Source organism: Microbacterium tumbae (assembly GCF_054780175.1).
This window is the reverse complement of sequence record NZ_BAAGWV010000002.1, coordinates 539,255-559,971: the sequence shown is the minus strand read 5'-3', so window position 1 is coordinate 559,971 and position 20,717 is coordinate 539,255. Positions and strand designations below refer to the sequence as shown.

The following is a 20,717-nucleotide window of genomic DNA, read 5'->3' as shown; positions in this document are numbered from 1 at the left end:
ATGTTACAGCGGCCGATTAGGATCGGGGTGTGACGGATGCTGCGAACGCCTACCCGGGGGAGCGACTGGGCCTGCCGGAGACCGGGGCGGGGAGCATCGGCCGCGTCGGGCGACGCGTCGCGGCGCTCGCGATCGACTACCTGGCTGCGACCATCATCGCGACCGGATTCCTGGGCTACGAGCAGTTCGCGCTGCCCACGGAGGCGGGATTCGCGCAGTTCACCCCGCTGATCGTGTTCGCCGTCCTCCAGATCCTGTTCATCCCGACGGTCGGCGGGAGCCCAGGCCATCGCATCGTCGGTCTCCGCGTCGTCAGTGCGCGAGGGGGATGGGCGGGACTGTGGCGCCCGATCGTCCGAACGCTGCTGCTCGTCGTCGTGATCCCCGCGGTGATCTGGGACGCCGACCAGCGTGGGCTCCATGACAAGCTCGCAGGGACCGTGCTGCTCCGGGCCTGAGACGTCACGCCCGTCCGCGGTTGCGGCGACGCGTCTCCTTCGGCGCCCGCCCTCCCAGGAACGAGCGCGCGGGGTCGATCGTGAAGCCCTGCCGCAGCGCCTGCCGGCCGATCAGCATCCGGAATCCCATCTCGTCCCGGTTGCTGAGCGTCACCTCCGAGACGATCACGCGGTCGACGAGGCGGATCGCCAGGCATACGACGAGCCGGTCCTGCGCGTGGCCGGAGGAGCTGCGGATGCTGCGCCGATCGTAGACGGGGCATTCGACCACGGTCGCGTCCTTCTGGCTCTCCTGCCAGGGGCGCACCCGGAAGCGGACCCATTCCTCGCCCTCGCGCTCGAACTCCTCGATGTCGAAGGCGTGCAGCGATGAGGTTCGCGCACCGGTGTCGATCTTGGCCTTGATCCAGTCGACGCCCGCATCGGGCAGGCTCACCCATTCCCGCCACCCTGTAAGGGTGTTTGAATGGGGTGTCCGAGTCACGTTCACCATCCTGGCAGGAAAACCCCGTGAAGATCGCCGTCCTCTCCCGTGCGCCGCAGGCGTACTCGACGCAGCGCCTGCGCGCGGCCGCCGTGCAGCGCGGTCACGACGTCCGGGTGCTCAACACCCTGCGCTTCGCGATCGATCTCACCTCCGACGAGCCCGACCTGCAGTACCGCGGCAGGCCGCTCAGCGACTACGACGCGATCCTGCCCCGCATCGGCAGTTCGATCACCTACTTCGGAACGGCCGTCGTGCGCCAGTTCGAGCAGATGGACGTGTACACTCCCAACACGGCGAACGGCATCTCCCAGGCGCGGGACAAGCTCCGCGCGAACCAGATCCTGTCCCGCCACAACATCGCGATGCCCGCGACGGCGTTCGTGCGCAACCGTGCCGACGTGCGCCCGGCCATCGAGCGGGTCGGCGGTGCGCCCGTCGTCATCAAGCTCCTCGAGGGCACGCAGGGGATCGGCGTCATCCTCGCACCGCAGGTGAAGGTCGCCGAGGCGATCATCGAGACGCTGCACTCGACCAAGCAGAACGTGCTCATCCAGAAGTTCGTGGCGGAGAGCAGGGGCCGTGACATCCGAGCGCTCGTGGTCGGCGATCGCGTCGTCGCCGCGATGCGTCGCGTCGCAGCGGGGGACGAGTTCCGCTCCAACGTGCACCGCGGCGGGACCGTCGAACCGGTGGAGCTCGACCCGGTGTACGAGCAGACGGCGGTGCGCTCCGCGCAGATCATGGGGCTCAGGGTGGCGGGTGTCGACATGCTCGAGGGCGACGACGGGCCGCTGGTCATGGAGGTCAACTCCTCTCCGGGGCTGCAGGGCATCGAGCAGGCCACGAAGCTCGACGTCGCCGGCGCCATCATCGACTACATCGCGAACAGGGTCGCCTTCCCGGAGATCGATGTGCGTCAGCGCCTCAGCGTCTCCACCGGCTACGGCGTCGCGGAACTGGTGATGCACGCGGGTGCGGAACAGGTCGGAAAGCCCCTCGGCGAGCTCGGGCTGTGGGATCGGGACATCACCGTTCTCACCCTGCACCGCGGTGTGAACGTGATCCCGAATCCGCGCAAGCACGTCGTCCTGGAGGCCGAGGACAGGCTTCTCTGCTTCGGCAAGCTCGAGGAGATGCGCTCGATGATCCCCGAGCGGCGCCGCCGCCGCGCGAAGGTCCGCAGGCTCCCGAAGGAGCCGCTGAGCTGACGAGCGAGCGCCCCTGCCCGGCTGGGCAGGGGCGCTCGCTCGTCAAGCTCGACCGTCGGTCAGCGCGGACGCTGCGCCCGTGCCTTGAGCGGGTCGATGCCCTTCGGGATCGGCAGCGACGTGACCGACTGCGACACCGAGTCGATGCGGCGGATCACCGCGGCCATCGTCGTCTTGTCGATGGCCTTCGGCAGCCTCTTGACCGTCTTCGACAGATCGGCGATCGCCACCTCGTCCTCGCCGTGGCCGACGTACAGCACTGTGACGGGGACGCCGTGCGCGACGCGCTGCGCCTTCGTGCGCTCCTCGTTCACGAGGCGGGTCAGGCGCCCGCGTGCGCCCTCGCCGACGACGACGATGCCGCCGCGGCCGATCGCGCGGTAGACGGCCTCCTGGGTCTTGGGGTTGACGCCCACCGGGGTGTCCGAGGCCTGCCAGTTCCGACCGAGGCTCGTGCTCAGGACGTGGCCGGAGGCGCCGGGCATCCCGTCGATCTTCTGGTACATCGCGCTGGTGGAGAGCCGCGTCATGAGGAACAGCGATCCGAGGATGCCGACCATGAGGCCGGTGATGCCCCACAGGATCAGCGTCCACACCTGGAAGGGCGGGATGAGATAGCCGACGACGAGGCCGATCAGGATGCCGCCGACGAGGATCGCGATCTGCGCCCAGGGAAGCCAGGAGTACACGTCCCGCGTGAACCGGAACAGGGACTTGAGCTGGGAGAAGAACCCAGGACGCTTCTCGGGTTCGGGAGCACGCTTTGCCATGCGTATCAGCCTACCGATTCGGCGCGGCGCGGAATGCCCCGTTCGCGGCGGGCGCACTGCTCCTGCACAGCAGGCGGCCATCGGCGTGTCGTTCACCGTCCCGCTGATCGTCGAGAGGCAGGCTCGGGCGCGCGTGCTGTTCTGGATGCATGACGTTCACGGAGGAGATGACGGCGGCACTCGACGGCGCGCACCGCAGGATCAGGAGGATCGCCGCGGGCGACGGCCCGTATCGAGGGATGCTCGTGGCGGACGGCGACGCCGTCGCGGTCTGGATTGACATCGGGTCGTCGTCCTGTGCGCTGGATTGGCGCTTCGCCGGCGCCGAGCACGTCGCAGCTCCCCTCGAGGTCGCCAGATCGCTCGACGGGCACGGCGCGCTTCTGCCGTGGTGCTCTACGCGCATCGCGCCCTTCCTGTCCCGGCGCTCGCGAGCGGATGCCGGTCTGGATGCCGGGGAGTGGGTCACGCTCGTCGCGAGCGTGCTCCGGGGGCTCCGGGAGATCGCCGAGCGTGCGGACGCCGACCTGGCCGGGGACTGGTGGCTGAGCTATGACGGGCGACCGCTGTGCGTGCCGGGAGGCGACCGGCCGGCGCTCTCGGGAGCGACGGAGATCCTGAAGCGCGCGGGAGAGGACTGCGCCGATCGTGCGCTCAGACGCCTTCTTCTGGGCATCGCGGCCGCGGTGGGAGAGACGATGCCATCCGCCGGCAGGATGGAACGCTGGGAACGGGAGCTCCTCGCCTTCGCCGCGCCGCGCCCGCTGCGCACCGAGGTGCACGCTCCGGAGCTCGCGAGGGAGGTGACGACGGCGGCTGTGACCCAGGGGGCGGCTGAAGCCGGACGTCGGCGCGTCAGGGACCGGCGCGATCTCCGGACCCTGATGACGGAGCGCGTGGCGCATCTCTCCGGACTCCGGGGCGCGGCACCGCTTCGGGTCAGGCGATGGCGGGGTGCGCGTCCGGCGGGCGGACGTCCTGAGCGCGGGCGCGGCACGCGGACTGCCACTCCGCGCTGACGGCAGGGCCTCTTCCTCGCCGGCAGCGGAGCCGCGGCTGTCGTCGTGATCGTCGGGCTTCTCCTGCCGGGAGGCGATGACGCGCCGTCTGGCGCCGCGCAGGCGGCCTCGACCGAGCAGCGCGTCGTTCCCGCGCGTCCGGACGTCGACGATGCGTCTGCCGTGGACGCGGGCGACGGCGAGACGGGGACGACCGAAGGGGACCGTGCGCCGGCTCCGCGCAGCCGGCCGACGACGCCTTCGACGACGGACGGTCCTGATGATCCGGTGGTCGCGACGGAGGCCCTCCTGCGAGCGCTGAGCGCCTGTGCGGATCAGGGAGATCCGGAATGCCCGACCGCGCTGGCCGAAGGCGCCAACGCAGATCCCGAGGCGATCCTGGGGGCGTCGGGAACCGTCGCCCCCGTTCTCGTGGACGACTACGGCGACATCGCGGTCGTCCGCATCGGCGGTGACGGTGCGAAGTCGGGCGAGCAGATGCTGGTGCTCATCCGGCAGGACGGGAAATGGCTGGTCCGCGACGCCTACGACGTCGCGGACCAGCCAGATCGATGAGGCGACTCAGATTCCGAGGTTCGCCTGGAACTGCGCGGACTCGAGCCGGCTCTTGATCGCGCCGAGGAACCGTGCGGCATCGGCCCCGTCGATGATGCGGTGGTCGTACGAGATCGCGAGGTAGACGTACGAACGGATCGCGATCGCGTCCACGCCGTCGACCGTCACCACGCCGGGGCGCTTGAACACGGTGCCGGTGCCGAGGATCGCCGACTGGGGCAGGAACACCAGCGGAGTATCGAACAGCGCTCCGCGCGAACCGGTGTTGGTCACGGTGAACGTGCCGCCGGCGAGCTCATCGGGCTTCAGCTTGTTGTCGCGCGTGCGGGCCGCGAGGTCCGCGATCTCGTGGGCGAGCTGAGCGAGGTTCTTCGACGCCGCGTCGCGCACGACGGGGGTGAGGAGGCCGCGCTCGGTGTCGACGGCGATCGAGATGTTCTCGGACGCCGGGTAGACGATGCTGTCGCCGTCCACGGTCGCGTTGATGATCGGGAACGTCTGCAGCGCCTCGGCGGCGGCGAGCGTGAAGAACGGCAGGAAGGACAGCTTGTCGCCGGTCTTCTTCAGGAACTCGTCCTTGACGCTGAGACGGTAGTTCGCCACGGCGGTGACGTCGACCTCGACGAACGTGGTCAGCTGCGCGGTCTGCTGCATCGAGGCGACGGCGCGTTCCGCCACGACCTTGCGCAGGCGCGACATCTTCTGCGTCGTTCCGCGCAGCGGAGAGACCTCCACCGGTGCGGCCGTGGGCGTCGGCGCGGCGGCGGGTGCCGACTGCGCGGCCTCGGCGGCCTTGAGGACGTCCTCCTTGCGGATGCGACCGCCGACGCCGGTGCCGGTGACGCGTGCGAGATCGACGCCCTGCTGCGCGGCGAGACGGCGCACGAGCGGAGTGACGTACAGGGTGTCGGACTCCGTCGAGGCGGCAGCTGCAGCGGGTGCGGCCGGAGCCGGTGCGGCGACGGGCGCCGGAGCCTCGGCGGGAGCGGCTGCGGTGACCGGCTCGGGGGCGGCGACGGGCGCGGAAGCCACGGGAGCGGCAGCAGGGGCGGGGGCCGGTGCGGCGGCCGGCTCCGGAGAAGCCGCCGGGGCTTCTGCCGCGGGAGCGGCTGCGCCCGATCCGATGCGGGCGAGCACGCCGCCGACGGCGACCGTCTCGTCCTCGGCGGCGACGATCTCCTGCAGGACGCCGGCGACCGGCGACGGGATCTCGGTGTCCACCTTGTCGGTGGAGATCTCCAGCAGGGCCTCGTCGACGGCGACCTCGTCGCCGACCTGCTTCAGCCAGCGTGTGACGGTGCCTTCGGAGACGCTCTCGCCCAGCTCGGGGAGCACGACGTCCGTGCTGTCGCCCGACGGCGTGGCAGCGGGCGCGGCCTCCGCAGGGGTCTCGGCGGCGGGCGCGGCCTCGGCCGGCGCCGACTCGACGGGCGCAGCGGCCGGGGCGGCCTCCGCGGGAGCGGCTGCGGCCTCGGCGGGGGCTGCGGCAGGAGCATCCGATGCCGGTGCCGCGCCGGAGCCGTCGCCGATGCGCGCGAGAAGCGCACCGACCTCGACGGTCTCGTCCTCGGCGACCAGAATCTCCTCGATCACGCCGGTGACGGGCGAGGGGATCTCGGTGTCGACCTTGTCGGTCGAGATCTCGAGCAGGCCTTCGTCCGCCTGCACGGTGTCTCCTACCTGCTTGAGCCAGCGGGTGACCGTACCCTCGGTGACGCTCTCTCCGAGAGCGGGGAGGACCACGGATGTGCTCATGACAGAGTCTCCTTCAAGAAGTTTGTGACGCATTCAGCTTAGTGACCTCGGCGCCGGTTGGTGCTCAGAGCGCGTGCAGCGGTTTCCCGGCCAGCGCGAGGAAGGCCTCGCCGAGAGCTTCGCTCTGCGTCGGGTGAGCATGGATCAGAGGCGCGATGTCCTCGGGATGGGCCTCCCACGCGACGGCCAGCTGGCCCTCGGTGATGAGCTCGCCGACGCGGTCGCCGAGGAGGTGCACGCCGAGGACGGGACCGTCCTTCTGCCGTACGACCTTGACGAGGCCGCCGGTGCCGATGATCTCGCTCTTGCCGTTGCCGGCGAGGTTGTACTCGTAGCTCACGACGGCATCCGCGCCGTGCGCCGCGACGGCGGCGGCCTCGCTCAGCCCGACCGAGGCGACCTCGGGGTTCGAGTAGGTGATCTTGGGGATCTGCGTCTCCGGCACCGGCGGCGGGTTCTGCCCGGCGATGCGCTCGGCGACCGCGATGCCCTGCAGGAATCCGCGGTGCGCGAGCTGGAGGCCGGGGACGATGTCCCCCACGGCCCACAGGCCGGGGACTCCGGTGCGCAGCTGCTCGTCGACGACCACGAAGCCGCGGTCGAGCGTGACCCCCGCGTCCTCATAGCCGAGATCGGCGGTCACGGGTCCGCGTCCGACCGCCACGAGGAGGTAGTCGCCCGTGAAGGTCTTCCCGTCCTCGAGCGTCACGGTGACGCCGTCGTCGTCCTGGGCCGCGGACGAGAACCGCGTGCCGAGCGAGTACTGGATGCCGCGGCGCCGGAACGCGCGCTCCAGGCCCTTGCTCAGCGCGATGTCCTCGTTCGGAACGAGGTGCTCGAGCCCCTCGATGATCGTGACCTCGGCGCCGAAGGAGCGCCAGACGCTCGCGAACTCCACGCCGATGACGCCGCCGCCGAGGATGAGGACGCGCTCGGGGACCACGTCCAGGTCGAGTGCCTGCTCGCTGGTGAGGATGCGTCCTCCGACCTCGAGTCCAGGGAGGCTCCGGCTGTACGAGCCGGTGGCCAGCACGACGTCGGCCCCGGCGTACGTGTCGTCGCCGACCTGGACGGACCTGTCGGCGACGAGCCGGCCGGTGCCGGCGACGACCGTGATGCCGCGCGCCTTGACGAGGCCCTCCAGGCCCTTGAACTTCTTCGCGACGATGCTCTCCCGGTAGCTGCGGACGCCGGCGGCGTCGACGCCCTGCAGGGTGGCGGAGACGCCCACCGAGGCGGCGTCGCGCACGTGGTCGGCCACCTCGGCGGCGTGCAGCAGCGCCTTGGTGGGGATGCAGCCGCGGTGCAGGCAGGTGCCGCCGACCTTGTCCTTCTCGATCAGGGCGACGCTCTTGCCGAGCTCCGCGGCGCGCAGTGCCGCGGCATAGCCGCCGCTGCCGCCCCCGAGGACGACGACATCGAAGGAATGCGCGGTCATGCGGTCTTCTCCTCGTTCACGGATGCCTCGGCGTTCACGGATGCCTCGGCGAGTGCGACGATCGATCGGACGGTCGCCCCGGTCGGGCCCTTGTCGACGAATCCGTACGGCGCGGCGTTGTGCTCTGCCGAACCCGCCACGTCCAGATGCACCCATGGAATTCGGGGCGCGTCCTCCTCCTCGCCTGTACGGCCGACGAAGCGCTGCAGGAAGAGGCCGGCGAAGAGCGAGCCGCCGGCGCGATCTCCCATGCTGGCGTTGACGAGGTCGGCGATGGGTGACTTCAGGCTCTCCGCCATGTACTCCGGAAGGGGAAGCGCCCAGGCGAGCTCGTCGGCCCGCTCCGCCGCCGCCAGGTACTCGGCCACCGCGTCGTCGGAGCCCATGACGCCGGTGTGCCGATGGCCCAGCGCCACGAGGATCGCCCCCGTGAGCGTCGCGACGTCGATGATGAGGTCGGGGTTCTCCCGGCTGGCGGCCACGAGACCGTCGCCGAGGACGAGCCGTCCCTCCGCATCCGTGTTCAGGACCTCGACGGTGGTGCCGTCCAGCATCCGGAGGACATCGCCGGGGCGAGTTGCCGCGCCGGAGGGCATGTTGTCGGTGATGCACATCCACGCCGTGACGCGGACCGGGAGCCCGAGCGTCGCGATCGCCCGGATCGAGGCCAGGACGGTGGCCGAACCCGCCATGTCGAACTTCATGCCGACCATGCCGGCGGCGGGCTTGAGCGAGAGGCCGCCGGTGTCGAAGGTGATGCCCTTGCCGACGAGCGCGATGTGGCGGACGGCGCCGGCGGGGGAGTAGTCCAGTCTCACCAGCCTTGGAGGGCGCTCCGACCCCTGAGCCACGCCGAGGATGCCGCCGAAGCCCTGCTCGGCGAGAGCCGCCTCGTCGAGCACCTCGACGGCGATGTCCAGCCCCGCGACGCTGTCGACGGCGCTCTGAGCGAGATCGGCCGGGCTCTGCCACTGCGCCGGCACGTTGACGAGGTCCTTCACGAGCGCGAGCGCCTCGCCGAGCGCCTGCGCATGGGCGAGGTCGGCATCGGCGATCGCCTCGGCGTGCAGGATGACCGCATCCGCCCGCTTCTTGCTCTGATCGGCCCGGTAGTCGTCGAAGCGGTAGCCGCCGAAGACCGCGCCCTCGGCCGCCGCGGATGCGAGATCCGCCACGTCGGGGGCGAGGCCCACGGCGACCGTCGCGAAGCCGGTGAGCGTGCGCAGGGCGACGCCGGCGGCATCGCGCACCGTCGAGGCGGTGGGCGCGGGGCCTGCGCTGACGACGGCGAGCGGGATCGCGGAGACCTCGGGGAGATGGATGCGCGCGAAGGCGCCGGCCGAGCCCGTGAACCCGATCCCGTCGAGAGCCTCGCTCAGCCCGGGATACGGGGCGAGGGCCTCGGCTGCGGTGTCCGAGATGACGAGCACTGCGGCGTCTGCAGCACTTCCGGGGAATGCGTCTGTGGTGTGCGAGAGCACGGGAAGCGTCATGATCCCATCCTAGGGATCGGGCGCGGCCCGACGCCGGTCGCCGAAGGAGCGTGTTCGCTGAGAGCGACACCGGCCCCGGCATCGGCCCCTGCTCGTAGCATGGATGCATGCCTCTTCCCGGTGACCTCTTCGAGCGGGTTGCGAACGCGCCCGCGGTGCCTTCCGGCCTGCCCCTGGTGATGCTGCTGACCGGATTCACGGATGCCGGCAGCGCCGTGTCCGGCCTCATCGACCACCTTCGCGAGACCGCCGATCCTCAGCCCGTCGTGGTCTTCGACAACGATGTGCTCCTCGACTATCGCGCCCGCCGCCCGATCATCGTGTTCGAGCAGGACCACCTGACGGAGTTCCGCCCCTCCAGGCTCGAGCTCTCGCTGGCCCATGACGCGCTGGGCCAGCCGTTCCTGCTGCTGGCCGGCTACGAGCCCGACTTCGCATGGAACGCCTTCGCCCAGGTGGTGCTGGAGCTTGCCGACGAGTTCGCGGTGTCCGGTCTCAGCTGGGTGCACTCGATCGCGATGCCGGTTCCGCACACCCGCCCGATCGGGACGACGGTCAGCGGCAACCGGAGCGAGCTCATCGCCTCGCAGTCGGTGTGGCGCCCGCGCACGCAGGTCCCGGCGACGGCGGGGCACCTCCTGGAGTACCGCTTCGCCGAGCGCGGAGACCGCGTCGTCGGATTCGTGCTCCTCGTGCCGCACTACCTGGCGGAGACGGAGAACCCGAACGCGGTGATCGCGGCGGCCGAGCGACTGATGAGCTCCACCGGGCTCGTGCTGTCCCTGGACAGCGTCGAGTCCGAGCGGGAGCAGTATCTCGGCAAGGTCGACGACCAGGTCCTCGGCAACGACGAGCTCCGTCAGATGCTGCAGACCCTCGAGAACCGCTACGACGCCTACATGGCGGGGCACAGCCTCGAGGATGCCGAGCGCTTCGACCCCGGCTTCAGCGAGCGCGATCTTCCGAGCGCGGACGAGCTCGCCGCCGAGCTGGAGCGCTACCTCGCCACGCGGCCCCCTGGCGAGGACGACAAGCACGGCCGGGGCTGATTTCGGACCGGCTCGGCCCGATCGTCGCGCCGAGGGCGCCGAACCTCTCCACGTGTGCGATACTGGTAGTCCGACCCGTTGTCAATACTCGGCCTGAACGCCGCGGACTTGACAAGGGTCTTACTAGTGTCCGAAAAGTTCCGGGCGGGCCCGGCCCGCTCGTGAGAGGCGAAACGTGACTCCTGCCGCGACCAAGACATCCCGGACGAAGAAGGCCGCCGCCGACGCTGAGGTCGTCGAGACGGACGAGACCACGGCTCCTGCCGCCGAGGCCGCTGTCAAGCCCGCCGCGAAGACGGCGGCCAAGAAGGCGCCGGCCAAGCGCCGCAAGAAGTCCGACGAGGACGATGCCGGAGAGGATGTCGTCGACGACGAGGACGTCGCAGGCGGCGACGAGGCCGCTCCCGCCGGTGAGGCCGTGGACGAGGACGACGAGGACGGCAAGAAGCCCGCCTTCAGCGAGCCGCTGCCGACCGGCGCCATCGTCATCTCCTCGAACGACGACGAGGATGTGCCGGTCTACTCCACCCAGATCACGGGTGCGACCGCCGATCCGGTCAAGGACTACCTGAAGCAGATCGGAAAGGTCGCGCTGCTGAACGCGGCGGAAGAGGTCGAGCTCGCGATGCGGATCGAGGCGGGCCTCTTCGCCGAGGAGAAGCTCTCGGCGATGTCCCCCGCGGAGAAGACGAGCCAGCTCGGTCTCGACCTGCAGTGGGTCGCCCGAGACGGCCAGCGCGCGAAGAGCCACCTGCTCGGCGCCAACCTCCGTCTCGTCGTCTCCCTCGCCAAGCGCTACACCGGCCGCGGAATGCAGTTCCTGGATCTGATCCAGGAGGGCAACCTCGGTCTCATCCGAGCCGTCGAGAAGTTCGACTACACCAAGGGCTTCAAGTTCTCGACCTACGCCACCTGGTGGATCCGCCAGGCGATCACGCGTGCGATGGCCGATCAGGCCCGGACCATCCGCATTCCCGTGCACATGGTCGAGGTCATCAACAAGCTCGCGCGCGTGCAGCGTCAGATGCTGCAGGACCTGGGTCGCGAGCCCACTCCGGAGGAGCTCTCCCGCGAGCTCGACATGACCCCCGAGAAGGTCATCGAGGTGCAGAAGTACGGCCGCGAGCCGATCTCGCTGCACACCCCGCTCGGCGAGGACGGCGACAGCGAGTTCGGCGACCTGATCGAGGACACCGAGGCCGTGGTCCCCGCGGACGCGGTCGGCTTCACGATGCTGCAGCGTCAGCTCGAGCAGCTGCTCGACTCCCTGTCGGAGCGCGAGGCCGGAGTCATCCGGATGCGCTTCGGCCTCGGCGACGGCCAGCCCAAGACCCTGGACCAGATCGGCGACACGTTCGGAGTGACCCGCGAGCGCATCCGCCAGATCGAGTCCAAGACCATGGCGAAGCTGCGTCACCCGAGCCGATCGCAGTCGCTGCGGGACTACCTCGAATGATGACGGGCGCTCCTCGGGCGCGTTCGGCAGGTCTCCGGTACGTCTTCCCCGTCCTCGCGGGGAAGCTGGCCCGGTTCGCCACGCGCCTGCGCGGCGGCGGCTCGGCATTCCCCGGCTATCTCACGAACCGGCTGTCTCCGACGCTGCTGCCCACGCTCGCGGGGCAGTTCCCCGACGGGGTGATCTTCGTGCTCGGCTCCAACGGCAAGACGACGACCACGCACATGGTGAGCGAGGTGCTCCGCGCCCACGGGCTGACGGTGTTCACCAACCCGACGGGGGCCAACCTGCCGCAGGGCGTCACGAGCGCCCTGCTCGCGGACGCCACGCTCACCGGTCGCGTCCGCGCGGACGTCGCGGTGCTCGAGGTCGACGAGGGGTATGCCTCGGACCTCGCCGACCTGCTGTCGCCGTCCGTGATCCTGTCGCTGAACGTGCAGGTGGACCAGCTGTTCCGGTTCTATGAGACGGAGCGCGTCGCCGACATGATGCTGGATGCCTCCACCCGCGCCTCCGCCCACGTGGTGGTGAACCGGGACGATCCCTATCTCAGCAAGATCGACGCATCCGGTCTGCGCGGCGAACTGTCGTTCTTCGGGGTGTCGGAGGACGTCGTCGCGGCATCCGCTCATGGTCTCGCGAACGCGCGGGACACCCGCAGCGGCACCGAGGGCGTCGTCGCGCACGATGCCTTCGCCGAGGTGCGCGAGGTGTCGGGCCGGGAGATCGGCGTGAACGTCGACGGCGCGGACGTCCGGCTCACCCTGCCGGCTCGCGGCCTGCACTACGCGGCCGATGCGGCCGCGGCGCTGACGGTCGCCGCGCGCGTGCTGGGCCCGCGATTCTCGGCCTCGAAGGCGGCCGCCGGATTCGCGCAGATGGCTCCCGCCTACGGGCGCGGCGAGGTCATCCCGCTGCGCCGTGATCCTGCCGGCGAGCAGGTTGAGTTCGTCATGTTCAAGAACGCGCCCAGCCTTCAGATGAACCTCGATGCACTGGATGCCGCACCCGAGCGGGTGCTGATGGCGATCGACGACGGCACGCCCGACGTCTCCTGGCTGTACGACGTGGACTTCGCCGCGCTGCCGCACGTCGACGTGGTCACGGGGGAGAAGGCCCATCAGCTGGCGCTGGCGCTGGCCTATGCAGGCGTTCGGATCGATGCGGTCGAGCCCGACCTGGAGAAGGCGGTGGAGATCATGCGCTCCTTCCCCGAGAGCGTGTCGGGGCGGCAGATCTGGTTCGTGAACTATGAGCTCATGATGATCGGCCGCCGGATCCTCGGATACGGCGACCAGGAGGTGGCGCGCCGATGACGCAGGTCACGATCGCCCAGCTGTATCCGTCCGAGCTCGGCATCACCGGCGACCGCGGCAACGTCCGCGCGATCGAACGGCGGTTCGCCGCGCGTGGCATCGAGACGGTCACGGTGCTGGTCGGCCCGGGCGAGGAGCTGCCCGACGATCTCGACGTGCTCGTGGTCGGCAACGGGCCGCTCTCGGCCCTGCGGGGCGTCCACGCCGACCTCGCCGCACGCGCGGACAGGATCGAGGCGCACATCGCGGACGGCGGCGCGCTGTTCTCCGTCGGCGGCTCCGCCGAGCTCCTCGGCGAGGGGATCGACATCGCGGACGGCGAGACGCTGCCCGGCCTCGGCGTGCTCCCGTACCGCGTGGCGCGCGTCAGCGACCGGAGGGTCGGGTACATCGTCGTCCAGACGTCGGACGACCGTGTGGTCGGCTTCGAGGATCACGCCTCGGAGTGGACCCTGAGGGACGCGGGGGTCGCCTACGGCACCGTGCTCGAAGGACACGGCAGCTTCGCGCGCGGCGCGGCCCGCGGCGAGATCGTGCGTCGCGGCAGCGCCTTCGCGAGCAATCTGCAGGGGCCGGTTCTGCCGTTGAACCCCGCGCTGACGGATGTCCTGATCGGTACGGTCGCCGAGCGCCGCGGGTTCGCCCTCGCTGCCGCGGCGCCCAGCGATCTCGACGAGTACGCCGAGGCGGCTCGGACGAAGATCCTGCTGCGGCCCACTCGCGACAAGGGCTTCAAGACCATTCAGGTGTGACGGAGGAGGTCCGGTGGTGAGCTGGTCGCCGAACAGCGCACTCGTCCGCGCCTTCCGCTCTCGGGCGGCGCTGGCGCAGTCAGCGCGTGCTGCGGTGGCGGCGGGCGGCCGGGTCGCGGATCTGCGCAGGGATGCCTGGGGGCACGGTCTGCTTCCGGTCGCCCAGGCCGTCGTGGCCGCGGGCGCGCGGGCGGTGCGCGTGGACACTCCTCTCGAGGCCGAGGCGCTCTCCCTCGAGGGCGTCGTCGCGTCCCTCGACGAGCCGGCGGACATCGATCCGCTGCTGCTCTACGGGCTGCCGGATGCGGACGGGAGGCGCTCGACGGCGCCTGTGCTGCGCCTGGCCGGGCGCGTGCTCTCGATCAAACCGCTCCGGGCGGGGGAGTCGGTCTCCTACGGCTATACTTTCCGGGCGTCCGAGGACACCGCCGTGGCGCTCGTGACCGGCGGCTACGCGCAGGGCATCGTCCGCGCGCTCGGCAACAGGGCCGAGGTGGAGATCGACGGTGCGCCGCATCCGATCGTCGGCAGGGTCGCGATGGATGTCTGCGTGGTCGAGATCCGCGACGCCGAGGTGCGCCTTGGCGCGGAGGCGACCTTCTTCGGCGGGCGAGGGGGCGCCATCGACGCGCTCTCCTCGTGGAGCCGGATCACCGGCCTCTCCGCCGCGGAGCTCGTGACCGTGGCGGGACTCAAGGCCATGCGGGAATGGGAGTCATGATGACGCCGACGCTGGAGATCTCCGCGGGAGCGCTGCGGTCGAACATCGCAGCGGTGAGGGAGCGGATCGCGCCGTCGGCGCTGCTGTTCGCGATGAAGGACGACGCCTACGGGCACGGCCTGGAGTGGTCCGCATCGGTGGCGGCGGATGCCGGAGTGGAATGGTTCGGCAGCTACGACGTCTCCTCCGCCCTGCGCGTCCGCAGCGTCCTCGGCGCGTACGGCCGGATCTTCGCCTGGGCGACCTCGGAGGACGAGGAGGTCGCGCAGGCGGTGGAGGCCGGCATCGACCTCGGCGTCGGCACGCGGGAGTATCTCGCCCGCGTGATCACGATCGCCGAGCGGGCGGGCCGGCAGGCGCGCGTGCACCTGAAGATCGACACCGGACTCCACCGCAACGGGATCCGCCCTGAGGACTGGGCCGCGACGGTGGGGGAGGCCCGAGCGGCCGAGGCCGCCGGGAGCATCCGTCTCGTCGGGGTGTGGAGCCACATCTCGGAGGCCAGCGATGCGGACGACGATGCGTCCAGGGAGGTCTTCCTGCAGGCGGTCGACGAGGCCGCGGCGACGGGGGCGACGCCGGAGGTCCTGCACCTCACGGCGTCCGCCGCCGCCTGGTGGCGTCCGGAGCTGCGGGGGAATCTCTCCCGCATCGGCGCGTTCTGCTACGGCATCCGCTCGGCCGATGGGCCGGAGCCCGAGGGCATCCGTCCTATCGCCACGCTGAGCGCGCCCGTGATCGCGGTGTCGGCCGCAGCGGTGACGCTCGGCATCGGCGCGCTGGACGGCGTTCCTTCGACGCTCGTCGGCGCTCCCGTCGGCACGACGGGCGGTGTCGCGGCCATTCGCGAGATCGGGATGACCGAGATGCTCGTCGCGCCCTGGCCAGGAGCTGCGGTGGGACAGCGCGTACGGCTGTTCGGCGCGGGCGACCAGGGCGAGCCGAGCGCAACCGACCTCGCGGAGCGGATCGGCACCGTCGGCGAGGAGATCCTCACACGGCTGTCACCGCGCATCCCCCGTGTCCACGGGGATTGAACGGCCCACGGCTTCGCAGTGAGCGGTTCCGGCTCAGGCCTCGATGAGGCGCGCGGTCTCGTCGTGCCAGCTGGTGGCGATGCTGCGCAGCTTCTCCTCGTACTTGCGGCCGTGGTGGGCGCAGAAGAGCAGCTCTGAGCCATTGACCTCGGCGGCGATGTAGGCCTGCGCGCCGCAGGAGTCGCAGCGGTCCGCAGCGGTCAGACGGTACTCGACCGCGGAGGCCTCACGTTCGGTTGTCGCATTCATCTCGGTGCCTCCTCGGTTGTCGGGTTCGCTGTGGAGCGTGCTCAATACAACCACGCTCCGGCCGCGCCCATGCCCGGATCGCGGCGTGTTTCGCTCAGCGCGTACGCGGATCCGCTCGTGCAGGCCGGCGCCGGGAGTGTCGCCGGGCACGGGCATCCGCCCGGACGTAGAATCGAAGACTGTGACCGCCGAGTATTCCGCCCATCATCTCCAGGTGCTCGAAGGGCTCGAAGCGGTCCGCAAGCGCCCTGGCATGTACATCGGGTCCAACGGATCCCCGGGCCTCATGCACTGCCTCTGGGAGATCATCGACAACTCCGTCGACGAGGCCGTCGCGGGCAACGGCTCGAAGATCGAGATCATCCTCCATCAGGACCGCAGCGTCGAGGTGCGCGACCGCGGACGCGGCGTCCCCGTCGACGTCGAACCGCGCACCGGTCTCACGGGCGTCGAGGTCGTCTATACGAAGCTGCACGCCGGCGGCAAGTTCGGCGGCGGTTCGTACGCGGCGTCCGGCGGTCTGCACGGTGTCGGCGCCTCTGTGGTGAACGCGCTCTCGGAGCGGTTGGACGTCGAGGTCGACCGGAACGGCAGGACCTATGCGATGAGCTTCCACCGCGGAGAGCCGGGCATTTTCGCGGATGCGGGCGAGCCGCGGCCTGACGCGCCGTTCACGCCGTTCTCGGACAAGAGCGAGCTGCGTGTGGTCGGGAAGGTCGCCAAGGGCGTCACGGGCACCCGGGTGCGCTACTGGGCGGACCGTCAGATCTTCACGAAGGACGCCGCGTTCCAGATGGCGGATCTCGAGACGCGGGCGCGTCAGACCGCCTTCCTCGTCCCCGGGCTCGAGCTGGTCGTGAGCGACTCCCGCAGCGGTGAGCGCGAAGAGACCAGCTATCACTACGAGGGCGGCATCTCCGAGTTCGTCGAGTTCCTCGCCGCCGACGCGCCCATCACCGACACATGGCGCATCCAGGGAGAGGGCAGCTTCACCGAGACCGTGCCGGTCCTGCAGGCGAACGGGACGATGGCCTCTCAGGAGGTGCAGCGCGAGTGCCGTGTCGACATCGCTCTGCGATGGGGCACGGGATACGAGACCACGACACGTTCGTTCGTGAACATCATCGCCACGCCCAAGGGCGGGACGCACCAGCAGGGCTTCGAGCAGGAGCTGCTGAAGGTGCTGCGCTCCCAGGTGGAGCAGAACGCGCGCCGCCTGAAGGTCGGCAACGACAAGCTCGAGAAGGACGACGTCCTCGCGGGACTCACGGCGGTGCTCACCGTCGAGGTCCCCGAGCCGCAGTTCGAGGGTCAGACCAAGGAGATCCTCGGAACGCCGGCCGTCCGCCAGATCGTGGCCCAGGTGGTGCGCAAGGAGCTCGGCGCCCGGTTCTCCTCTCCCAAGCGCGACGACAAGAACCAGGCCTCGCAGCTTCTCGACAAGATCGTCGCGGAGATGAAGGCCCGCGTGTCCGCGCGTGCCCACAAGGAGACGCAGCGCCGCAAGAACGCGCTGGAGTCCTCGACGCTGCCCGCCAAGCTCGTGGACTGCCGCACCAAGGAGGTCGACCGCAGCGAGCTGTTCATCGTCGAGGGGGATTCGGCGCTCGGCACGGCGAAGAACGCGCGCAACAGCGAGTTCCAGGCCCTGCTGCCGATCCGGGGCAAGATCCTCAACGTGCAGAAGGCATCCATCGGAGACATGCTCTCCAACACCGAGTGCGCCTCGATCATCCAGGTGATCGGCGCAGGTTCAGGGCGCACCTTCGACATCGATGCGGCGCGCTACGGCAAGGTGATCCTCATGAGCGACGCCGACGTCGACGGCGCGCACATCCGCACGCTGCTGCTGACGCTCTTCTTCCGTTATATGCGCCCGCTCATCGAGGCGGGTCGGGTCTTCGCCGCCGTCCCGCCGCTGCACCGCGTCATCGTCATGAACCCGGGGTCCAAGCCGAACGAGACGATCTACACGTACAGCGAGCAGGAGCTGCACAACCTCCTGGCGAAGCTGCGCAGGCAGAACAAGCGGTGGCATGAGCCGGTGCAGCGCTACAAGGGCCTCGGCGAGATGGATGCGGAGCAGCTGGCCTCGACCACGATGGACAGATCGGGCCGTCTGCTGCGTCGTGTGCGCATGGAGGATGCCGAGGCCGCCGGCCGCGTCTTCGAGCTGCTGATGGGCAATGAGGTCGCGCCTCGGCGCGAGTTCATCATCGATTCCGCCGACCAGCTGTCCCGCGAGGCGATCGACGCCTGAGCGGGGGCGTTTCGACTCGGGCGCTGCGCGTCCTCGCTCAACGAGCGGGGGAGAGGCGGGCGGGTACCGTTTCCGTTCGTCGAGCGAACGCGGCCGGAGGCCGGAGCCTCTTCACCGTTCGTTGAGCGAACGCGGCCGGAGGCCGAGTGAGTCGAAACGGGTCTTGGGCGGGAGCGTTTCGACTCGGGCGCTGCGCGTCCTCGCTCAACGAGCGGGGGCACGCACCGTGACGTCGCGCACTCAGACGACGGGGCGGCCGATGGAGCCGATCACGCCGTCGATCGGCTGGCCGGAGGCATCCCGCTTCGCGCCCGGTGCCGGCAGCGTACGCACGGCGCCATCCGTCCCCACCGCATAGGCGGGCTCGTCGCCGACCCAGGCGACCGTCAGCCGGTCCTCGCCCTTCAGGAACGCGTGCGCGCGCACGCCGCCCGTGGCGCGGCCCTTGGCCGGGTACTCCGAGAAGAAGGAGACCTTCGCCCTTCCGGCGTCCATGCCGGGGATCGTGCCCTCCGCGCCGGACACCGTCGCGACCACGGCCTCCTCGTCGGCGGTGACCACGCCGAAGTGCAGCACCGTGGCGCCTGCGCCGAGCTTGACGCCCGCCATGCCGCCGGCCGGCGCGCCCTGCGGGCGGACGGCGGAAGCCGGGAAGTGCAGCAGCTGCGCATCGGTGGTCACGAAGACCAGCTCCGCGTCATCCGCCGCGGCCGCGGCGCCGACGACGGCGTCGCCGCTCTTCAGGCCGATGACTTCGAGATCGGGACGTACAGGGAGGGCGGAGGGGACGATCCGCTTCACCGTCCCCTGCGCGGTCCCGATCGCGTACGGAGCGTCGGAGCCGAGGGCGACGAGGGCGACCACGCGCTCCGACCGCGAGGTGATGCCGAGGTAGTCCCGCAGGGGGGCTCCGGCGGCCAGCTGCACGGAGGTCGCCGGCACCGAGGGCAGGTCGACGGGCGAGAAGCGCAGCAGGCGTCCTGTCGACGTGAGCGCCCCGAGCTCGCCGCGCACGGTCCCCCGGGCGGTGGACAGGATCGCATCGTGCTTGCTGCGACGGGCGGGACGGCTGATCTCCTGCCCGTCGAGGAGGTCGACGCGGACGGCCCTTCCGGTGGTCGAGAGGGCGACGAGGGTCGGCGCATCCGCGATCTGGAGATCCGCCTCGCCGGCCTTGGCGCGGCGGGGGGCAGCCGGCTTGGCGTTCATGAGCAGCGTCCGACGAGGCGTCCCGTAGGCGTCCGCTGCGGCGTCGAGCTCCACGGCGACCTGGCTCCGCAGCAGGCCCTCGCTGGCGAGGAGCTCGCGCAGCGCGGCGATCTCGGCCTGCAGGGCGTCGCGCTCGCTCTCCAGCTCGATGCGGGAGAACTTCGTGAGCCGCCGCAGACGGAGCTCCAGGATGTACTCGGCCTGCGGCTCGGACAGGTCGAAGACCTGGCGCAGCCGTGAGCGGGCCTGCTCCGTGTCGTCCGAGGACCGGATGACCTGGATGACCTCGTCGATGTCGAGGATCGCGATGAGAAGGCCCTCGACGAGGTGCAGACGCTCCTCGCGACGCGCGAGGCGGTAGCGGCTGCGCCGCGTGACGACCTCGATGCGGTGCCCGATGTAGACCTCGAGCAGCTCCTTGAGGCCCAGAGTCCGGGGCTGGCCGTTCACCAGCGTGACGTTGTTGATGCTGAAGGAGTCCTCCAGCGGCGTCAGCCTGTACAGCTGCTCCAGCACGGCGTTCGGGTCGAAGCCGGTCTTGATCCCGATCGTCACCCGCAGCCCGTGATGACGGTCCGTGAGATCGGTGACGTCGCTGATGCCCTGGAGCTTCTTGGCCTGCACGGCATCCCGGATCTTCTCGATGAGACGCTCGGGGCCGACCATGTACGGCAGCTCCGTGACGACCAGCCCGGTCCGCCGTGGGCCGAGCGACTCGATCGAGACCTTGCCGCGCACCTTCAGCGCGCCGCGCCCCGTGGCGTAGGCGTCCGTGATGCCCTCGAGGCCCATCACGACGCCCCCGGACGGGAAGTCCGGGCCGGGGACGAACTCCATGAGCTCCTCGACCGTGGCACCCGGGTTCTCGAGGAGGTGCGTGGCCGCGGCGATGACCTCGATGAGGTTGTGCGGCGCCATGTTCGTCGCCATGCCGACGGCGATGCCGGTGGCGCCGTTGACGAGCAGGTTCGGGAAGGCGGCGGGGAGGACGGCAGGCTGCTGGAACTGCCCGTCGTAGTTGGGCACGAAGTCGACGACATCCTCGTCGAGGCTCTCCGTCAGGGCGAGGGCGGCGCCGGCCAGACGCGCCTCGGTGTAGCGGGCCGCAGCGGGTCCGTCGTCGAGCGAGCCGAAGTTGCCGTGCCCGTCGACGAGGGGAAGCCGCAGCGCCCAGTCCTGGGCCAGGCGCACGAGGGCGTCGTAGATCGCCGAGTCGCCATGCGGGTGGAGCTTGCCCATCACCTCGCCGACGACGCGCGCGCTCTTGACATGGCCGCGGTCAGGGCGCAGCCCCATCTCCGCCATCTGGAACAGGATGCGCCTCTGCACCGGCTTCATGCCGTCGCGCGCGTCAGGGATCGCGCGCGAGTAGATCACGGAGTACGCGTACTCGAGGTAGGAGCCCTGCATCTCGTGGGACAGGTCGATGTCCTGGATGCGCTCCTCGACGGGTTCCGGCGGCGGGGTCTTGGGCATGGACTTCCT

Annotated in this window: 18 protein-coding genes; 11 read left to right on the top strand and 7 right to left on the bottom strand. The window is 70.4% G+C overall.

The features are described from left to right. The first annotated feature begins 29 nt into the window (after nucleotides 1–29). Nucleotides 30–458, top strand: coding sequence for an RDD family protein (locus ACYVGQ_RS09980; RefSeq protein ID WP_460784473.1), 429 nt, complete (start codon nucleotides 30–32; stop codon nucleotides 456–458). 4 nt (nucleotides 459–462) lie between these two features. On the opposite strand, the gene ACYVGQ_RS09975 is transcribed toward ACYVGQ_RS09980, so the two are convergent. Further along, a complete protein-coding gene (locus ACYVGQ_RS09975) occupies nucleotides 463–951 on the bottom strand; it encodes an ATP-dependent zinc protease family protein (RefSeq protein WP_460784472.1) in 489 nt (162 codons plus the stop codon). Between the two features lie 17 nt (nucleotides 952–968). Between ACYVGQ_RS09975 and ACYVGQ_RS09970 the strand changes: the two genes are divergently transcribed. After that, nucleotides 969–2,153: a RimK family alpha-L-glutamate ligase gene (locus ACYVGQ_RS09970; protein WP_460784471.1), complete on the top strand. Its 1,185-nt coding sequence runs from the start codon at nucleotides 969–971 to the stop codon at nucleotides 2,151–2,153. 59 nt (nucleotides 2,154–2,212) lie between these two features. Here the strand turns inward: ACYVGQ_RS09970 and ACYVGQ_RS09965 are convergent, their stop codons facing one another. Continuing rightward, complete coding sequence (locus tag ACYVGQ_RS09965) at nucleotides 2,213–2,923, bottom strand: DUF4191 domain-containing protein (RefSeq protein WP_460784470.1); 711 nt, start codon at nucleotides 2,921–2,923, stop codon at nucleotides 2,213–2,215. Nucleotides 2,924–3,072: 149 nt separating this feature from the next. Here ACYVGQ_RS09965 and ACYVGQ_RS09960 point away from each other — a divergent pair, with 149 nt between their 5' ends. Both ACYVGQ_RS09960 and ACYVGQ_RS09955 read left to right on the top strand, forming a co-directional pair. After that, nucleotides 3,073–3,942, top strand: coding sequence for a hypothetical protein (locus ACYVGQ_RS09960; protein WP_460784469.1), 870 nt, complete (start codon nucleotides 3,073–3,075; stop codon nucleotides 3,940–3,942). A gap of 45 nt (nucleotides 3,943–3,987) precedes the next feature. Continuing rightward, a complete protein-coding gene (locus ACYVGQ_RS09955; RefSeq protein ID WP_460784468.1) occupies nucleotides 3,988–4,497 on the top strand; it encodes a hypothetical protein in 510 nt (169 codons plus the stop codon). Between the two features lie 6 nt (nucleotides 4,498–4,503). Here the strand turns inward: ACYVGQ_RS09955 and sucB are convergent, their stop codons facing one another. The 3 genes from sucB to ACYVGQ_RS09940 form a co-directional block, all read right to left on the bottom strand. After that, a complete protein-coding gene (gene sucB, locus ACYVGQ_RS09950) occupies nucleotides 4,504–6,252 on the bottom strand; it encodes a 2-oxoglutarate dehydrogenase, E2 component, dihydrolipoamide succinyltransferase (RefSeq protein WP_460784467.1) in 1,749 nt (582 codons plus the stop codon). Nucleotides 6,253–6,316: 64 nt separating this feature from the next. Continuing rightward, the gene (lpdA, locus tag ACYVGQ_RS09945; protein WP_460784466.1) at nucleotides 6,317–7,690 is read right to left on the bottom strand and encodes a dihydrolipoyl dehydrogenase; all 1,374 of its coding nucleotides are present in this window, start codon (nucleotides 7,688–7,690) and stop codon (nucleotides 6,317–6,319) included. Continuing rightward, nucleotides 7,687–9,183 (bottom strand): leucyl aminopeptidase, encoded by a 1,497-nt coding sequence (locus ACYVGQ_RS09940; RefSeq protein WP_460784465.1) that lies wholly within the window; start codon nucleotides 9,181–9,183, stop codon nucleotides 7,687–7,689. Before ACYVGQ_RS09940 ends, lpdA begins: the two co-directional genes overlap by 4 nt. 107 nt (nucleotides 9,184–9,290) lie before the next feature. Here ACYVGQ_RS09940 and ACYVGQ_RS09935 point away from each other — a divergent pair, with 107 nt between their 5' ends. From ACYVGQ_RS09935 to ACYVGQ_RS09910, 6 genes are all read left to right on the top strand, one after another. After that, complete coding sequence (locus ACYVGQ_RS09935) at nucleotides 9,291–10,232, top strand: proteasome assembly chaperone family protein (protein WP_460784464.1); 942 nt, start codon at nucleotides 9,291–9,293, stop codon at nucleotides 10,230–10,232. A gap of 175 nt (nucleotides 10,233–10,407) precedes the next feature. Beyond that, a complete protein-coding gene (locus ACYVGQ_RS09930; protein ID WP_460784463.1) occupies nucleotides 10,408–11,688 on the top strand; it encodes an RNA polymerase sigma factor in 1,281 nt (426 codons plus the stop codon). Continuing rightward, entirely contained in the window at nucleotides 11,685–13,004 is a 1,320-nt protein-coding gene (locus tag ACYVGQ_RS09925) for a MurT ligase domain-containing protein (protein WP_460784462.1), read from the top strand. The genes ACYVGQ_RS09930 and ACYVGQ_RS09925 overlap by 4 nt, the downstream gene beginning before the upstream one ends. Then, the gene (locus tag ACYVGQ_RS09920; protein ID WP_460784461.1) at nucleotides 13,001–13,756 is read left to right on the top strand and encodes a type 1 glutamine amidotransferase; all 756 of its coding nucleotides are present in this window, start codon (nucleotides 13,001–13,003) and stop codon (nucleotides 13,754–13,756) included. Before ACYVGQ_RS09925 ends, ACYVGQ_RS09920 begins: the two co-directional genes overlap by 4 nt. A 16-nt stretch (nucleotides 13,757–13,772) precedes the next feature. Then, a complete protein-coding gene (locus tag ACYVGQ_RS09915) occupies nucleotides 13,773–14,477 on the top strand; it encodes an alanine racemase C-terminal domain-containing protein (protein WP_460784460.1) in 705 nt (234 codons plus the stop codon). After that, nucleotides 14,474–15,514 (top strand): alanine racemase, encoded by a 1,041-nt coding sequence (locus tag ACYVGQ_RS09910; RefSeq protein WP_460784459.1) that lies wholly within the window; start codon nucleotides 14,474–14,476, stop codon nucleotides 15,512–15,514. The genes ACYVGQ_RS09915 and ACYVGQ_RS09910 overlap by 4 nt, the downstream gene beginning before the upstream one ends. A 33-nt stretch (nucleotides 15,515–15,547) precedes the next feature. Here the strand turns inward: ACYVGQ_RS09910 and ACYVGQ_RS09905 are convergent, their stop codons facing one another. Further along, nucleotides 15,548–15,763 carry a DUF7455 domain-containing protein gene (locus ACYVGQ_RS09905; RefSeq protein ID WP_460784458.1) on the bottom strand — a complete coding sequence of 72 codons (216 nt, stop codon included), beginning with the start codon at nucleotides 15,761–15,763 and terminating at the stop codon, nucleotides 15,548–15,550. Nucleotides 15,764–15,944: 181 nt separating this feature from the next. On the opposite strand from ACYVGQ_RS09905, the gene ACYVGQ_RS09900 reads away from it, so the two are divergent. Next, nucleotides 15,945–18,023, top strand: a complete 2,079-nt coding sequence (locus ACYVGQ_RS09900; protein WP_460784457.1) for a DNA gyrase/topoisomerase IV subunit B — start codon at nucleotides 15,945–15,947, stop codon at nucleotides 18,021–18,023. Nucleotides 18,024–18,263: 240 nt separating this feature from the next. Here the strand turns inward: ACYVGQ_RS09900 and ACYVGQ_RS09895 are convergent, their stop codons facing one another. Then, nucleotides 18,264–20,708 (bottom strand): DNA gyrase/topoisomerase IV subunit A, encoded by a 2,445-nt coding sequence (locus tag ACYVGQ_RS09895; RefSeq protein WP_460784456.1) that lies wholly within the window; start codon nucleotides 20,706–20,708, stop codon nucleotides 18,264–18,266. Nucleotides 20,709–20,717 lie beyond the last annotated feature (9 nt).

Bases quoted from the DNA above. Each gene is read 5' to 3' on its own strand.
- ACYVGQ_RS09975 (WP_460784472.1), bottom strand. From the start codon at position 951: ATGGTGAACGTGACTCGGACACCCCATTCAAACACCCTTACAGGGTGG.
- ACYVGQ_RS09965 (WP_460784470.1), bottom strand. From the start codon at position 2,923: ATGGCAAAGCGTGCTCCCGAACCCGAGAAGCGTCCTGGGTTCTTCTCC.
- ACYVGQ_RS09960 (WP_460784469.1), top strand. From the start codon at position 3,073: ATGACGTTCACGGAGGAGATGACGGCGGCACTCGACGGCGCGCACCGC.
- sucB (WP_460784467.1), bottom strand. From the start codon at position 6,252: ATGAGCACATCCGTGGTCCTCCCCGCTCTCGGAGAGAGCGTCACCGAG.
- lpdA (WP_460784466.1), bottom strand. From the start codon at position 7,690: ATGACCGCGCATTCCTTCGATGTCGTCGTCCTCGGGGGCGGCAGCGGC.
- ACYVGQ_RS09940 (WP_460784465.1), bottom strand. From the start codon at position 9,183: ATGACGCTTCCCGTGCTCTCGCACACCACAGACGCATTCCCCGGAAGT.
- ACYVGQ_RS09935 (WP_460784464.1), top strand. From the start codon at position 9,291: ATGCCTCTTCCCGGTGACCTCTTCGAGCGGGTTGCGAACGCGCCCGCG.
- ACYVGQ_RS09925 (WP_460784462.1), top strand. From the start codon at position 11,685: ATGATGACGGGCGCTCCTCGGGCGCGTTCGGCAGGTCTCCGGTACGTC.
- ACYVGQ_RS09920 (WP_460784461.1), top strand. From the start codon at position 13,001: ATGACGCAGGTCACGATCGCCCAGCTGTATCCGTCCGAGCTCGGCATC.
- ACYVGQ_RS09910 (WP_460784459.1), top strand. From the start codon at position 14,474: ATGATGACGCCGACGCTGGAGATCTCCGCGGGAGCGCTGCGGTCGAAC.
- ACYVGQ_RS09905 (WP_460784458.1), bottom strand. From the start codon at position 15,763: ATGAATGCGACAACCGAACGTGAGGCCTCCGCGGTCGAGTACCGTCTG.
- ACYVGQ_RS09895 (WP_460784456.1), bottom strand. From the start codon at position 20,708: ATGCCCAAGACCCCGCCGCCGGAACCCGTCGAGGAGCGCATCCAGGAC.